This window comes from Desulfoluna sp. CYM3A (assembly GCF_056829965.1).
Genome location: NZ_CP186556.1, coordinates 2,774,254 through 2,789,306 on the forward strand (window position 1 = coordinate 2,774,254; position 15,053 = coordinate 2,789,306).

The window sequence follows — 15,053 nt, forward strand, 5'->3', positions numbered from 1 at the left end:
GTCAATGATTGCAGGGCATCAGGAAATCCCGGCGGTATGAAGGTTCCCCGCCATCTCCGCCGTCTCCACAAAGCAATCCTCCAGCAATTCGTCCTCCGTAAGGCCAAAGGCTTTGCCGTATTCAAAATAACCGTTCACCCGGGTGCCCACCCGGTAATCGGCGGGGATGGCACACTCGATGCCGTTCACCGCAGCGATGGCCATGGCCAGGCCCTTTTTGTAGCCCAGGTTGGTGATGCGCTCGTAGCAGGCTTTGTCCGTGTCGTTAACCGGGTTGCCGGTAAAGCAGCAGTGGCAGGAGGGACGGGTTCCGGCCTGGGCCATCCAGTAGAACAGGGCTGAGGCCACCACCAGGTCGGGGTCTTTCCTCACCCGGTCCGAGTCGTTGAGGAGGACCTCCTTGTCTCCGTAGTAAAACTGGCTGAAGCGGGCGTAGTTGACGGGATAGCTGAGCTGGAGGATTCCTGCTCCGGAGAAGTACTTCTGGTTGGGTTTCAGGGGGTAACCGGTATCGTAAACCCGGCTTCGTTCGTGACCCTGCTCGCTGGAGAAGGCAAGGTTCCACTTGTGGCTGGGCTCGTTGGTCCAGGAGGCTTCGGAAAAGCCATAGGCTTTTGTCTGTGTCAGCCCCTTAAAGGACAATGGTCGTCGACGAACGGGACTTGCCCCCCACCTCCTGGAGGGCCATGCCGAAAAGGGCAGCGAGTTCTTTTTTCTGCTCTTTTTCCTCGCCTGAGGCAAACCCCGGAAAATAACGAACGTTTTTCACAAAGGACGCATAGCTGTAGGGTTTGACACCTTCAAAGCACTGATGGTTAGCATGGGGAAAGAGCTCGTCCCAGACGCTGGGTGTGAACCAGGATTCGATGGGATGAAACGCAAGGGGCTCGCCCTTTTCCTCATCAGAGATCTCTACCGCCTCGACGCTGTCCCCTTCATGGGGCTGATCCGACTCCCCGGACGATGCCTCGGGCGTGCCCACGGTCTCTCCGCACACGGTGAAAGCCTTGCCGTCCGTGATGTTGGCCGAGATGGTGAAGGTTTTTCCCTCCTTTGCAAAACGCAGGCTGTGCCCGAAGACCGCCACCTCGCTCCACGCCCCGTCCACGGACCCGCCGGACCGGGTATCAAAGGCGACATTGTCCGAGCAGTCAAGGTTAAGGGTCCTTGTTTTCTCCTCCGAGACCAGCGTCATCTTGACGTACCATTGCGTGCCTTCCGATGAAATAAATGTCACCATAATGGCTCCTTGGGTTAAATAAAGATAAACCACCTTTCATGAAAAAAACCGGGCTGAGCGCTCAATTGTCTTCCGTGAAATCGGGCAGGCCCAGTTTCGGTAGGATCTCGTTGATGTTGATGTGATCCGTGGTGCCCACGTAAAGGGCGAATCCTTTGGCCAGGTTAGCTCCTTCCATGAACCGACCTTTTTCTTGCAGAGATACGAAGTGGTATACTGGCCTTTTCCGGTGCCCCACCATATGGTCAGCCTGACATGATCGGCATCTTCGATGATAAAGGAGCAGGACACCGTGGAGGTGTCGCAGACATGCTGGTCAAAGGAGATCATCCGAGCCGATGCCCCCAGGGGCAACCAGAGGCAAACCAGAAACACAATCCATGTTTTCATTGCATTGCCCTCCAAGGTCTTTTCATCTCATGGCTGACCAGGTGTCTTCGATCAGCGTCTCGTTCTGCCCTTACCCGGTGTGTTCAAAGCAGATACCGCCAATGCCCCGTCCGCCGATCTGTGTCACCTTCACGGACATGAACTTCGCGGCGTCTGACTCGCTCAAAAAATAGAAACCGCCCACACCGACACGGCCCTGGGTCATCGGGCCCCAGCCGGAGACCCAAAAGCTTCCGTCCGGGTTATCCCGCCGGTTGCCTGTGGACGTCCCAAGCCGGGTGTGCTGCCCATCGCTGCTTTTCAAAACAAACATATGATGTACTCCTTGACGGATCTGTTACTTCTTGGCCGGGCCTTTGGACTGGTCGTCACCGGAGCTCTCCCCGATGAACTGTCCCGGGTAGAACTTGTTGAGCCAGGCCTCGGCCAGCTGCCGGGAGGTGATGGGCTTCAGGAAAAAGTTGATGGGAACGCCGCATTTGCCTGCGATGGCTTTTTTCACGTAGTCCTCAAAGGCCGTCATGAGGGAGTTGGTGTCGATGACCTTGTTGTTCTTGTCGTCGTAAGCCCCGAGGCTGGAGACCACGTTTTTGACATAGGAATTGTTCAACTGCATAAAGCTCTCACCGGCCTTGGCCTTGTCTGCGGCAGAGCCCATGGTGTTCACCTCCGAATCACTGGCGCCCTGGATGGCGGCGAGCTGGGACATCACCTCCTTGGGATCCGGCTTCAGGTTCTGAACCGAAGTCTCGATCTTGTTGGAAACAATGGAGGGAATCAGACCCATGGTGATGACGCTGGCATGGGTCTGGAGGTTGGAGGTGCTCAAAAGGCTCTTGACGCTGTCGGCAAAGGAGGAATCCAGGCCGAACTTCCCGCTGTAGTTGGAGAGACACAGGTTTTCGCTGATGGAGGTGCTGAGGGACTCGGCCAGGGAACTTGCCGACTGGGAGGAGTCGCTCTTCTCGTCCTTGAGCAGATGAACCAGGCCCACAAAGCTCGACCCGTAGGAGGCACCGGAGAGAAGCTGCATCCCCGCTGTGTCGGCATCCTTGCCCTCAATGGCCTGGTCCATGGAGGTGCTGTCGTCGGTATTGATTTTCCGGTCCGGGCAGTAGACATTCCATGCTCGGATCCCCTTTTCCGGGTCCAGGACAAAGGGGGCGAAGATATCGCAGATCTTGTGGGTGCAATTGGCGGTAATCACCAGGGTGCCTTCGAGCTTGTGGTTGGCATGCTGGCTCTCCATGGCACTCTTGGCCGACGACCCCACGGAGGCTCCGTAGGAGGGCTCAAGAAAACCTGACGTCTGGGCCGAAACGTAGGTGGCGATGGAACTCGAATGGGCGTCCGAGCTCTGCTTGTTGGACTCAAATCGAAAATACTGGGCATCCATGATCATGGAGTCCGACGACAGGGGCATCTGCTTGATGGCGGACTTGTTGTAATCAATGGGACTTTCAACGCTGGCGCTTATCTTGTCTTCCTTCTGGCTGTCCCGTGCAGATTTAATGTTGTTCTGGGCGTCGATGGTTTTTTTGGCCAGGTCCACGGCCGCATTGGCCATGGAGGTTTTCAGGGATTCGACCTCCTTGGCCACTTTATCCAGGTCCTTGGCATCCACGTTCATGTTCATCATTTCCTGGATCGTCATGTCCATGCTTCGCTTTGCAAGGATGAGGGCATTGAGCTCCCGCTGAGCATCGTCCACGGGTTTCTGAAGGGTGGCAATGTGCTCAAGGGCCTTTATTTTTTCGGGTTTGACGATGTTGCCCAACACAAGGGACGGATCATAGGGAATACTCGTAGGCATGGTGTTTCCTCCATGTTATGAAACGTTTCAATTCACGTTTGCTACCGCCAGCTGCCCTGGTAGCATTTGGTGACGCCCAGGGCATCGATGGTCACCTTTCCCGACTCCTTTTTCCCGGTCCAGCAGTAGTCCTCCACCCAGTAAGGGAGCCCGCGCTCAATATCAAATCCCTTTTTTGTGGCATTTTTCATGCCCTCGTACAGGCTGTAGATAATGGATCCCCCGATCATCGTGGCACGGGTTTCATTGCCCTTTCCGGCCGCCATGGCTTGTTTTAAGTCCTCCACCTCCTCTTCCGTCCCTTTCACCGGAGGATCAAGAAAATAGACAGTCTCCCAAAACCTGAGAAGACGCCCCAGCGTCGCGGAAAAAATCCGACGGTTTGACACGGTTGCACGCAACGCCCAGCACTCGAGATTATTTATGTACTCATGAACGTAACGCCCAATGTCAGAGCTGTAGAGCTCAATATTCATCCAGCTCCACTCATGGGCAATCCCCTGGTCTTCCTTATCGGTATCCATCTTGGCCTGAAGAAAATCAGGATAATCCTGGGAAACATCGAGTAAAACAGGCACGGTGCTCAAGCTCTCCCCATGGCTCAGGGTCGCAAGAAGCGCCTTTCCGTCGGCCAGTTCCATGGTCGTGTCCAGAAAAAGCCCACCTTCCCGCCACATGATGTACTGGGCGATGAGGTCCTTCGCCGACACCGGCGCCACGGTTTTAAGCTTGTCGTACACCCGCTTGACGCCCATCGCCGCCTCCTTGACGGCCCCCTCTTTTTCCACAAAGACCTGGCCGTCGAAATTCTCATAGGTCAAACGGAATCCGTTTTTCATATCGCCTTCCAGGATGGTATCGACATTCACCACCTCGGTCGGTTGAAGGGCTTTCTTTTCTTCACCGGCTGCCTCCAGTTTCCTGACCATCTGGGTCAAGTCCTCGACCTTGTCCCCGTTGCACCAGAATTTGATCTTCAGGGACTTGTCCGCGGCGAGGCCGGGGTCGTTGACGATTGAAGTCAGCAACATCAGGGCATTTTTTTCATGTTGAACCGGGTCTCCGATCCACACCATGTGCAAGGTATCCATGGGTCCATCCTTTCACCTGTTCGAGTTGGTATATGAGAAATCGACTATTTTTCCAGGGAGAAGCTCTCTGCGGCACCCCGCATCAGGGCGTTGAGCATGCGTCCGTAGGCAATGCGCAGCATCTGGTTGTTGGCACGTCGAAGCCGGAACCGGATTTCGCGATAAATCGCACGGCGGGAGGCATCCAGGCCGGAGCCGAAAAAGGGCGTGGGGTGATCGGGGGAAGGCCCCATGATGTCCTGGGCCAGAAGGGTAAAGTAGGTCAGGGGCGGCACCCCGGGCCTGGCATCCCAGTCCACCTTGATCAAATCCCCCGCAGCCATGGGAACATTGCTGTTGTTCGTTACGGCAAGGGCCTTCTGGACCTGTTCGGGATTTTCCACCTGGATAATCCCGAAGGTGGGAAACCAGATCACGTCGGACACCCGGCTCGCCTTGAGAAGGAGGTAGGCGGCCACCACCCAGTTGACCTTGATATGCCCGTCTTCCAGCAAGGCCCTGAGCTCTGCGATGGCCGGACCGTCCACCACATCGGCCATGCACATCATTTCAAAGATGCCGGTTTCACCGAGTTTTTTCGCAGCCCCCACCACATCCTCCGCCGACCCGTCATCCGCCTTGTCCTTTAACTCTTTGAGGGAAAGGAACATCCCGTCGTAGAGCCAGTCCGGAAGCGTATGGATGGAGTAGAGCAACTCATAATCCCGGCAAAAAGAGTCCACAAGGGCCTTGGGGGCGTCAAAGGGATCCCTGATGCTGGCAGGGCTGGGCCCGCCGTGCTTCCTGGGAAACACCTGCACATGGTCGCAATGCACCCAGGTCTCTTTCATGCGGGCGATGCGCTTGCCCAGCTTGTGGGCGCTGTGGCTGAGACCGCAGGAGTTCTCGATGATGAGGTTGACATTCTCCTCCAACTGGTAGTCAAAATCACAGACCTTGAAGCCCCACTGCCCGTCGGGCACGGGATCGGGGATCTGGTGGTAGTAGGTACGGTCCTGGCAAAAATACCATTCCGGGGAGGTGATATGGGGCACGGCCACATCCACGAACTCGCACTTGGCCGCGCCGTTCCGCACATCGAGCTTTTCCGCCTCGGGAGAGTTTTCCGGCACGTCCCGGTACTCCACGGAGTATCCGAGAAATTTCAAAGCCGTCCGGATCAGGGTAAAGTCATCGATGAGGTTGTTGGCGTACATGGAGAGGTTGTAGCTCTCCTCAGGTTCAAAGAGGGTGTCCTCGTCATCGGAGACAGGCTCTTCGGAGATGTCCCTGCGGCTGTACCTGAAATCCGAGGTGATGACCTTGAACACGCCGTAGGGCTGATGGCCCTCCGCCTCTTTCTGGCGCGCCTTCTGCTGCTCGATGGCCAGCTCCGAGACCTCATGGCCCAGGGCATCTATGCGGCCCGGGGCGTAGGGGAAAAAGCTGTGGTCCACATCGTTCCAGGCAGAGTTCACCCGGTTGAGGTCAGAGACGAAAAACACCGTATCGGTGCAGTACACCAGCCAGTCCTTGGAATCGGCCGTGGTGATCAGATCAAACACCCTTTTCAGGTTGGCACCGCCCACGGCGGTGAGAACAGGGATAAGGTCCTTGAACACGTTGACGATGGTCTTGGCCCCTGCCATCTCCACAGGGACCTGAAGGGGCATGTCCAGTTTCTTTGAAGCAAAATCGATGAGCTTTGCCAGGGCCTCCAGCTGGGAGCACCGATAGAGCTTGTCCCCACCCAGGGCGCCATGGGGCAGATGTTCAAGGAGGGTGCTGTACCGGGTGTCTTCGATGCTCTCCACCAGAAGGATCTTGATGCGCTGGGCCACGGCGGCCATCACCTCTCCCACGGTTTTGCCCTTGGGGATCTTGTCGTGCTTCACGATAAGGTTCAGGTCGCAATCCCCGGCGTACCCATCCCAGACCAGGGTGTCCGGAGGGTTGGGGCTGATCTGGGCCTTGAGGTTGCTCAGGCCCAGGCCGCCCTTGACGCTCAGGGAACAGAGCTCATGGAGGGGAAGGGCATCGAGCAGCGGGCGGTTGTCGGTGTGGTACTTTTCCATGAACCGGTTGGCATAGGCCATCAGCTCCCCTCGGATGGCATCGATTTTCAGGAGCTGACCGGTGATTTCACTGTCGATCTCACGTTTGGTTGCAACCTTCATCCGTTTCATGCGTTGTTGTCCTCCCCAGATGGGTTCTGTTTGTGTGCCGTTGCGGCACCGAATGTATACGAGGCGGGTGCCGCCCGGCACACGACCGGGGCAAAACCGCCGCTGTTACCTGTCCCAAACATCAGCCGTTCATCGAAAGGTCCCCCGTATCCCGTAATTCCGTCTTCCCCCGGCGATGTCCGTGTACTGCATCAGGGTCTCCCCGGTGACCACTGCCTCGAACTGGATATCCGCAGCCGCCGGTTGCCCGGTAAAGGTCCCGTCGGCGTACCGCACGTAGTGAGGGTCCGCCGGGGTTCCGCAGATGAGCAGGTCCCCCTCCTCCGGGATCCGACCCCGGGCGCTGAGGTATTGCCCGTCGTTCTTTCCCGTAAGGATCCTGAGAAGGTCCAGGCCGTATCCGTTGATGGTCTCTTTGCTTCGGAACACGTTCTTTTTATCGGGCCGCCCCCCGGTCACCGTGGCCAGGTACACAACGGCACAGGCCAGGTAGCCCCAGGTCAGGGCCTTTTTTTTCTCGTTGTTTTTGCACCACACTTCCCATCCCGGGCAATGCTCGACGGCCATGGGGATCTCTTCCCTGCCGCAGGCGTAGGCCAAACAGTTTGCAGGCATGATTCTCCTCCGTTGTCATGAAGTCATGTGACTCGGTTCCCGGCTGCAGGGCAGCAGGATCACCTTCCGATAGGGTTGGGCAAACTCAGCGATCTCATGGAACGACACCGTTGTCCCCCGCAGCACAAACACCCGGTTTCCCGACAGGGCGCCGCCGCTTCGCCTGCCGCTGTCCACGAACCCGGGTCCGGCCCCGGGGATCACCCCGAGGTCCCGGCTGCACTCTGCGTCGCTGATCCCGGAAAAAGCACCCGAAGAACACGTGGCGCACTCCGGAGCGGAGGCCCCGCGGAGGTAGTCCCGGACTTCGCTTCCGCACAGCGGACCTCCCGCCCTGGCAATGACCCGTATCTTCGGATGCGAAAAACAACCGTCCGAGGCCTCGCCATGGGCCAGCAGCACAATAATTTCCATGTGTCTTCCTTTGGTTTCTTTTTTGCAGGCGGCAGGGTATCAGGCTCGTTCCAGAAACGTCCTCAGTTCCTCGGCCAACTCGTCCTGAAGACTCTCGTCCCCGCGTGCCAGGGCTTCCTGCCAGCGGGTCCGAAGGGTTTCGAAGTGGAGCATCTCGTCAAAGGAGAGAAAGAGAAAGGAGGGCAGCAGGTGGGCCGGAAGCTGACCGGCCACCATTTCCATGGCGGTCTCGCGGAAGACCGGGTTTGCAAACCGGTCACTCCAGTCCGGGAACAGGATGCTGATACGGTGGGGGTAAAACTCGTCTGCGGGGATATCCGGGGCCGTGTCCGGTGGCCGGGGCCTGAGGAGGATGTGCTCCACCACATGCATCCCTTCGGTGGCCATGTTGAGGTACATGAGGTAACGGCGCAGCAGGTGCACCAGGTGGGTGGCCCGCCAGATGGTCCGGGTGCTGCCCAGGTATACCCAGGAGCCCCCCGCGTTAAAGGCGATCTGCACATCGTCGCACTCGGAGAGGTGAATCAGCCGATAACTCTCCAGGCGCCCCCGCCCCCGAGGAGGGGAATCGAAGTGGGGTGGTGGCCAAGGGCTCCACGGACGCCAGGAGTTCGCGCACGGCCCCGCAGGTGAGCCGGGGATCCCTGGGTGTGGGGGAGACCGGCACCATCTGCCCGGGATCTTCGGCCTCCGGATCCGTGGCAAGGGCCCCGCCATACCGACTCAGGTAGTCGTCATCGGACACAAGTTGGAGGCTGTCCCGGGTGACAGCCTACAGGGAGACAACTAAGTCGCTTTTGTGGTGGTAAAACCCCAGCAGGATCTCGCATTTCATTTGAAACGGGGGGATGTTCCGATGCCCTTCCGGAGGGGTGGTCAGGCACGCCCCCCGGAACCTGTGGGCAGAGATCTCGGGAAGCCGCTTCAACAGGGCGATGCGCACCTGGATCAGGGACTCCTCAAGGGCGGTGTCGCTGAAGTAACTGCCGTCCCGACGAAGGGGCTCGGCATCCACGGTCTCCCCGTACAGGGCCAGGAGGTGGGAGAGGAACCCGTTGCGGCGCCGGTGAAAATCGTCGTGTTTTCTCAAAAGGGCTGTATGGGAAGCCTCCGGGTCCTTTTTGGTACGGAGCTCGTCCATGCCGCTGATGTGGTCGGGGCCCAGAAACGCCCCGAACCGGGTCTGCCTCACCCGGGGTTCCGGGAAGAGGAATACCGAGCAGTAGAGCGTCCAGGGTGGCCATGCCGTCGGCCAGGAACTGCTCCATCAGGGCCAGGTACCCTTTAAGCTGCCGGGCGGCGGCCTTCCTCTCTGCAGAATAGGTGGGGGGCACGCCAAAGGCGTTGATCCCGTAGACATTGGGGAAATGGTCCTGGATGGAGGTGTAGTCACCGAAATTCCGAAACGTGGCCGCAGGCAGGGTGTACAGGGAAGCAGGATCATGGGGTGCGGGCCGTCGGCCCCCGTACTCCAGGGCAGAATAGAGCCCCTTGAATTGATCGATGTCCACGGCAAGGCCCTTTCCGTCGAGGTAAAACGTCACCCGGTTTTCAGAGGCCCGCTCGGGAATGTCAAGGGAGAGCACGCACCCCTGGCTCGCGCGCTGGATGCAGACAAAGTGACGAAGCCCCCCTTTGAAGAAACAGAGTTTTTTCACCGACACCACCCCTTTGACCTTGCGGACCGCGCCGATCACCTCGGTGACGGCCACTCTCTCCGCCACCTGGGAGCGCCCGCGCCGCGACAGGATCCCGTGACGGGTCAGGGGGCCATGGAATATGTCGGCGGGCTCCATCCCATCCTCCAGCACCGCCAGGTGAGACTCCGGCCGCAACCCCGGGGCCAGGAGCCCGTTGCAGACGTGGTAGACCTCGGCCATGACCGTGGAGGGAGGCCGGGAGCCGTCCAGCTCCATCTCCGCCTCCAGGGCGTAGGGATCTTCGGTGAGAACCACCACCTCCTGAAGATCCTCCCCCAGGTTGCGAACCTCATGGTAGGCTTCCCGCGCTTCTGCGGCCAGGGCAGAGGCGTCCACCCCGGGGGCCGCCCGCAAAAGGAGCCGCCACAGCCCGGCGGGCAGGGCTTCGGCCCAGACATTCTCCACCCCGTCCAACCGGTCGAAAAGATGCTTTTCCACATCCTCGCCCGTAACCGGCCCGCAGGGCAGAATCGCCTCGGGCCGGAACATGCCCACGGCCTCGGGAACAAATCCCTCTTCTCCGGTAAAATAGTCTGCGGCGGGAAACCCCGTGCGATGGACCAGGTCGGTGATGCCGTAGCAGAGGTGCTCCAGCATGGTGACCCCGGGATCGTGGAGGTTGTAATCCGTCCACACCTCGCTGCAGAGCTCCTGAACCAGGCGGAGTCCTTCTGCCCGAAGGCGTTCAAAGCTGGTGTCGTCCCGGCTGAAGTCCCGTTTTTTCAGGACCAGGGTGCCCATGTCACACCTGCCCTTCATCGGACGGCAGCACGCAGGTGTCCATAAACGGATCGTCCCAGAGGCGCGTGAGGCCGTACCGAACGGCGGCATCACCCCCATAGGCCCGGCACGTACGCATCTCAAGGCGATAGTCGTGGCGTTTCCCGCGCCAGCGAATCAGGATGCGGTTGCGCCGGGCATCGAAGTAGGCCTGGTGCATAACGACCTTTCCCCGCCCCCTGAAGGTGTTCAGGGCCACGGCGTGCACCAGTGAATAGCGCCCTTCCCTCTTTTTCCCGGCCCCGGCCATGACCTCAAAGGCCTGGCACCCGTCAAGCCCGCTCACCAGGGTGTGCCAGCGACCATCCGCCGGGATCACCCCGTTGCGAAAGCGGCCTGTGCACCCTTCCAGGGCAAAGGTACCGTGGAGGTCGAGGTCGGACCGGGGGTCGTCGCACCCGAGGCCCACCTTTCCCTCGGGGGTCAGGGTCAAAAGGCTCTTGTTCTCCCCGTTGCGCAGGTGAAAGCGCCCCGTATCCGGATGGATCCCCATGGACCAGTCCGGGCAGACCATCTCCATCTTCCGGAAAAAGCTGATCAGCTTCTCCCGCTCCCCGATGGCGGCGATCTTCAGGCCGTGCTCCGCGGACTTCTCAAAGCCGTCATCGATGATGTTGATCACCGAATCGATCAAGTCCGCAAACTGCTTCTCCGTCGGCAGGGCGCCCTTCTTAAAGTACTTTTTCAGGGTGTTGCGGTTCTGCTGGGCCATTAAGGTTCGCTCCCTTTGTCAAACAATGAATGTCCGCCCCACTTCGAGCTCCCCGATGCCTGTGCGCTGGGGGGCAATGGGGCGGGGCTCGGGAATGGTCTGAAAATAGTGTGCGTCCGCCGGGACCGCGATGCTCCAGGGGTTTTTGGGGCCAATCTCCTTTCGGGTGATGGAGACCTCCTCATCGGCGATGCCCTCACAGGGGCGCTGGGCCACCTCATCGGCCTGCTTGTCTTCCATGATCACCGTATCGATCATGGCGTGGCCCTCTTCCGGGGACCGGGTCAGGTGCAGCATGGAAAAATCGGTGACGGACACCACGTCCGGGTGAGCGGCGATGTGGGCTTCCACCTCCACCTCGCGGACGCACCAGCCGAAACGGGCCGGATACCCCACCTCCGGCACCCAGGGCGAAAGAAAATCGCTGACGGACCGATGGACACGTTTCAGGGCGTCCCCCTGCCCCTCTTTCAGGACAAGGGTGCACCGCACCTGGATCCTCTCATAGACGGGGTTGATCACATCCACCTCGGCATGGGCCGGAAGCAGGCCCCGGAGGCTTGCGGCCATGCGCCCCAGCTCCAGAATGGTGAAGAGCGGGGGGCCGCTGTCCCTTCCCTGCCGGTCGGGCAGCACCGCCACCAGCACCCGGCCCGGATGGTGCCTGCGCTCAAGGCTCATGCCGGGGAAGCACTTGATCTTTCGGATACCGGGTTCCCGCTCCAAAAGAATCCGCTCCACATCCCAGGGCGTCACGGCCCGCCCTTTGTGGCGCAACCGCTCACCGATGCGGGCCATGCGCTCTTCGGCGGTCTCTTCTCCCTTCCCCCCGAAGGAGTCCATGAACTGACGCACCGTCCCCACCCCGGCCAGGGGCGCGGCAGGCCGAAAAGGGCTTCCGCAGGGCACGGTGGCATCGGCTGCGGTGTCATGTTCCAGGCGGGCCGGAACACCGTTGAGCACCACGGTCCGGCAGCGGCTCAGGGAACCCATGACCCGCTGGAGGGTGGCCGGGTCCCCGGACGGCACCGTGGGCACGGCCCTCAGCCAGAAGAGACCGGTGGGCATCACCGTGTGTTCTTTGGGGATCCCTTCGGGCGGCAGATCCAGAACCACCAGGCCTGAGGTGAGGAAGCCCCGGGTGCTGTCCAGGAGCACGGAGCGTTCGGGGAGTGCCTGCCAGCGGTCCGCCTCAAGGTAAGCCCATCGGGTCTCGGGCAGGGGGAGGTGAAAAGAGTGGAGGCCGTCTCCCTCCAGACAGAAGAGAAGGTTCACCATGCCGGAAAGGCGTTGCCGCTATTCTGATAAGCTGGCCGTCCCCGTCGGCATGGGGAATCAGGGGAATCTCCTCCCCCTCTTCGCGGTCGTCCAGCCGGTCATAACCCGAAGGGTAGAGGTGATAGAAGCGTCCGGAACCCTGACCGCAGGAGAGGTCCAGGGTCTCCACGGCGTCGTAGGAGAGACTCACCCCCGAGACCATGGGCGTGTAAGGGGCGTTGGGCAGGTCCACGGCCAGCTTTCCCTTGGTCCTGGACTCTTGCATCAGGCCACGCGTGAGAAGCTGCGGATAGATCCCGTGCCCGAAGCCCATCTCCGGGGCAGAAAGCTGGAACCTGAAAAAACCGTTGCGCACGCCCGGACCGAAGACAAAGGCCCCCTCTTCATCAGGCACGGCATCCAGAAGCTTTTCGCTGGTACAGACCAGCCTGCCCATTGCCGCCGGTTTCTCCCCGGCCTGTATTGTCAACAGGCGGTACCCGGGATGCCCGCTCTCTTCCACCCATTGCCCCTGTTTGAGGACCGCCAGGGTCACCTTGAAGGAGCCGTTGTCCACGGGCCGCCCGTAGGTCCGGTAGTATTCGGCAAACCCACCGGACAGGGTGGGAAGGTCCGACCAGGCGAACTCCACGGCAAGCTTTGTCATCTCTTTTCCCGCAGACTCCCGATGACCGAGGACCAGAAACGATCCGCACCTGGGCAAGGGCCCGAAGGGGGCAAAGGGGGTGTTGACGTCCAGCATCCCCAGGTTGTTGGCCAGGCTCAGGTTCCGGGCACCGGTCACCTTCACCCCGAGGCCGATACGCGTCAGCTTCAGCCGGGACAAAAGGGTGTACGGATTCACATGGGCCTTGGGGTTCAACACGGCCCGGAGCACGGGAACCCCGGGTTCGCCCAGGCTCATGTCTCCGGCGGGTCCGTCCTCACCGGTGCAGGGCACCACGGCAGGATCCCGGGGTTCCAGCTCCATCTGGAAGGTGAGGACCGGCCCCGGCCCGGACAGCGACACGGACAAGGTGCAGTCGGACACCGAAAACCAGCCCCCTTCAGCCGAGATATAGAGGTGAAAAGCGTTACCGAAGAGAAGGCGCAGAGCCCCTGTGACCCCCTCTTTGCGGCTCTTCTCCAGGGTCTTTAAGGTTCGCTCGAAAAGGTCGGACGTCTCGCCATCCAGGGCATGGGTGTGAACCGTCATCTCGATGTGGCGACGGCCCTCGGCAAGAAGGAGCAGCGGGGAGGCCACGGCAAACCCGAGGGTCGCTTCCTTTCCATCCTCCCCCTCGCAGTGATGGGCACCGAAAAGGCTCCACCCGGAGCCGTCACCGGAAGCGTCCTCTTCGGCGGGATCCTCCAACGCCCGTGCGGCCTGGTGCACGGAGCTCACCAGGCCCAGGTCACACTCCGGGGTAATCAGCGGGTGCCGCTCGAAAAAGAGGGTCTCCACCCTGGCCACCCTCCCCTGATGGACGGAGAGCGGGCGGGCCGTCCGACAGCCCACATCATGGCCCAGGCTCTCTTTTCCCCCGAAAAACAGGGTATCCGACGGAACGGGGACCACCGGTCGCGACCCGTCGGGGAACAGGGCCAGGTAAAGGCTGTCCGAGCGCCCCGCCTTCTTGGAAAAGCCGAGGATGCCATCGTAATAGAGGTCCCTGTGGCGTCCGGGCATCTCGTTGATGCGGTCCGCGGCCCTCTGGTACAGCGTGAGAAAGGCGATGAAGAGCCCGGCAGACGGATCGTGGTCCCCGTCGGAAAGGGTGCGGGGTACAAGCTGCCGGGCCTTCTCCCGGATGTGAAGGGCCGCGTTGTAAAAGGGCGAAAACAGGTCCGCGTGCACCCCCCTGCCGGTCTCCTCAGCCGCTGCCAGGGTTGCCATGCGCTCTGTAAGAGCCCACACGGTGTGAAAGGTCGAAGGGCTTACAAAGGGGCGCTTGTCGGCAAGCTCCTGCTCAAGGGCTTCGCCGGCAAGGCACAGGGTGGCCAGGGCATCCCTCAGGCTGCTTCGGATCAGCTCGGAGAGGGTCCTGCCCAGCTCCGAAGGTTCACGGCCGTCGCATGCGGAAAGGGCCTGGTACCAGTCGTTGAGCAACCGGGCCACACGGTAGATCACCCGTCCCATATCCCAGGCCGCCTCACCCCGGTGACGCCCCCTGTACCGCCGCATCTTCTTTTCGGCGTCTTCCAGGGGCGAGCAGGCGATGAGGGACAACAGCATGGTGGCATCGGAGGTGAAGAGCCCTTTCCAGCTTCCGGCCGGAAGGTTCGTGTCGCCGATGAAGGCCACCTGGCCGGAAAACGCGGCGGCAAGGGCCAGGCGACGCGTCAGGTCCATGCCGTCCACGGCCAGATCCGACGGAGCGGGCAGCCCTTTCAGGCGATCGTCTCGCCCGGTGCCGTCGGTGTCGGTGAGGGGATGGCACTGTCGGTGAATGACAGGGGTCATCTACAGGTTGGTTCCTTCGAGGAAGTAGAAAGGATAGACGATGTTGCTGCGGTTGTTGGTGGCACGCACGCGATAAGAAACCACAATGGAGAGGTAGCCTTCCGGCTCCCTGGAGAGGTCCACCATCACCCGCTCCACGATGATGCGGGGCTCAAAGAACAGGATCGCCCGTTTCACCCGGTCCTCCACATCGGTGAGGGTGCTCCGGTCAAAGGTCTCGAACACCATGGAGGAGAGGCTACACCCGTACTCCGGCTGCATCACCCGCTCTCCGGGGACCGTTGAGAGAAGCAGGCGGAGGCTCTCCCTGATGTCCGTCTCTCCCTGGGCCATGCTGGCCTGGCGCCCTTTTCCCGTAAAGGAGGGAGGAAAGCTCCAGCCCGAGCCGAGAAACAGGGATGTATCGTCCATG

At 60.5% G+C, this 15,053-nt stretch carries 16 protein-coding genes; all 16 read right to left on the reverse strand.

The genetic code is table 11. From position 1 onward, the window contains the following. Positions 1-18: 18 nt before the first annotated feature. Positions 19-642, reverse strand: coding sequence for a chitinase (locus ACOYW1_RS14105; protein ID WP_482423297.1), 624 nt, complete (start codon positions 640-642; stop codon positions 19-21). Beyond that, positions 632-1,240 (reverse strand): glycoside hydrolase family 19 protein, encoded by a 609-nt coding sequence (locus ACOYW1_RS14110; protein WP_482423298.1) that lies wholly within the window; start codon positions 1,238-1,240, stop codon positions 632-634. Before ACOYW1_RS14110 ends, ACOYW1_RS14105 begins: the two co-directional genes overlap by 11 nt. 460 nt (positions 1,241-1,700) lie before the next feature. Then, the gene (locus ACOYW1_RS14115) at positions 1,701-1,943 is read right to left on the reverse strand and encodes a hypothetical protein (protein ID WP_482415960.1); all 243 of its coding nucleotides are present in this window, start codon (positions 1,941-1,943) and stop codon (positions 1,701-1,703) included. A gap of 24 nt (positions 1,944-1,967) precedes the next feature. After that, on the reverse strand, positions 1,968-3,443 hold the full coding sequence (locus tag ACOYW1_RS14120) for a hypothetical protein (protein WP_482423299.1): 1,476 nt from the start codon (positions 3,441-3,443) through the stop codon (positions 1,968-1,970). A gap of 41 nt (positions 3,444-3,484) precedes the next feature. After that, the gene (locus ACOYW1_RS14125) at positions 3,485-4,534 is read right to left on the reverse strand and encodes a hypothetical protein (protein WP_482423300.1); all 1,050 of its coding nucleotides are present in this window, start codon (positions 4,532-4,534) and stop codon (positions 3,485-3,487) included. Positions 4,535-4,578: 44 nt separating this feature from the next. Next, a complete protein-coding gene (locus ACOYW1_RS14130) occupies positions 4,579-6,699 on the reverse strand; it encodes a hypothetical protein (protein WP_482423301.1) in 2,121 nt (706 codons plus the stop codon). Positions 6,700-6,828: 129 nt separating this feature from the next. Next, positions 6,829-7,314, reverse strand: coding sequence for a hypothetical protein (locus tag ACOYW1_RS14135; protein WP_482415956.1), 486 nt, complete (start codon positions 7,312-7,314; stop codon positions 6,829-6,831). Positions 7,315-7,329: 15 nt separating this feature from the next. Continuing rightward, complete coding sequence (locus tag ACOYW1_RS14140) at positions 7,330-7,728, reverse strand: hypothetical protein (RefSeq protein WP_482415955.1); 399 nt, start codon at positions 7,726-7,728, stop codon at positions 7,330-7,332. Positions 7,729-7,767: 39 nt separating this feature from the next. Then, positions 7,768-8,229, reverse strand: a complete 462-nt coding sequence (locus tag ACOYW1_RS14145; RefSeq protein ID WP_482423302.1) for a hypothetical protein — start codon at positions 8,227-8,229, stop codon at positions 7,768-7,770. Continuing rightward, positions 8,213-8,473, reverse strand: a complete 261-nt coding sequence (locus ACOYW1_RS14150; protein WP_482423303.1) for a hypothetical protein — start codon at positions 8,471-8,473, stop codon at positions 8,213-8,215. The genes ACOYW1_RS14145 and ACOYW1_RS14150 overlap by 17 nt, the downstream gene beginning before the upstream one ends. A gap of 27 nt (positions 8,474-8,500) precedes the next feature. After that, complete coding sequence (locus tag ACOYW1_RS14155; protein ID WP_482423304.1) at positions 8,501-8,743, reverse strand: hypothetical protein; 243 nt, start codon at positions 8,741-8,743, stop codon at positions 8,501-8,503. Continuing rightward, positions 8,688-10,169: a hypothetical protein gene (locus tag ACOYW1_RS14160; RefSeq protein ID WP_482423305.1), complete on the reverse strand. Its 1,482-nt coding sequence runs from the start codon at positions 10,167-10,169 to the stop codon at positions 8,688-8,690. The genes ACOYW1_RS14155 and ACOYW1_RS14160 overlap by 56 nt, the downstream gene beginning before the upstream one ends. A 1-nt stretch (position 10,170) precedes the next feature. Then, positions 10,171-10,920: a hypothetical protein gene (locus ACOYW1_RS14165; protein ID WP_482423306.1), complete on the reverse strand. Its 750-nt coding sequence runs from the start codon at positions 10,918-10,920 to the stop codon at positions 10,171-10,173. Between the two features lie 18 nt (positions 10,921-10,938). Further along, positions 10,939-12,198 (reverse strand): hypothetical protein, encoded by a 1,260-nt coding sequence (locus ACOYW1_RS14170; RefSeq protein WP_482423307.1) that lies wholly within the window; start codon positions 12,196-12,198, stop codon positions 10,939-10,941. Then, entirely contained in the window at positions 12,113-14,641 is a 2,529-nt protein-coding gene (locus ACOYW1_RS14175; protein ID WP_482423308.1) for a hypothetical protein, read from the reverse strand. Before ACOYW1_RS14175 ends, ACOYW1_RS14170 begins: the two co-directional genes overlap by 86 nt. After that, complete coding sequence (locus ACOYW1_RS14180; protein WP_482415951.1) at positions 14,642-15,052, reverse strand: GPW/gp25 family protein; 411 nt, start codon at positions 15,050-15,052, stop codon at positions 14,642-14,644. It abuts the gene before it with no gap. Between the last annotated feature and the right edge of the window lies 1 nt (position 15,053).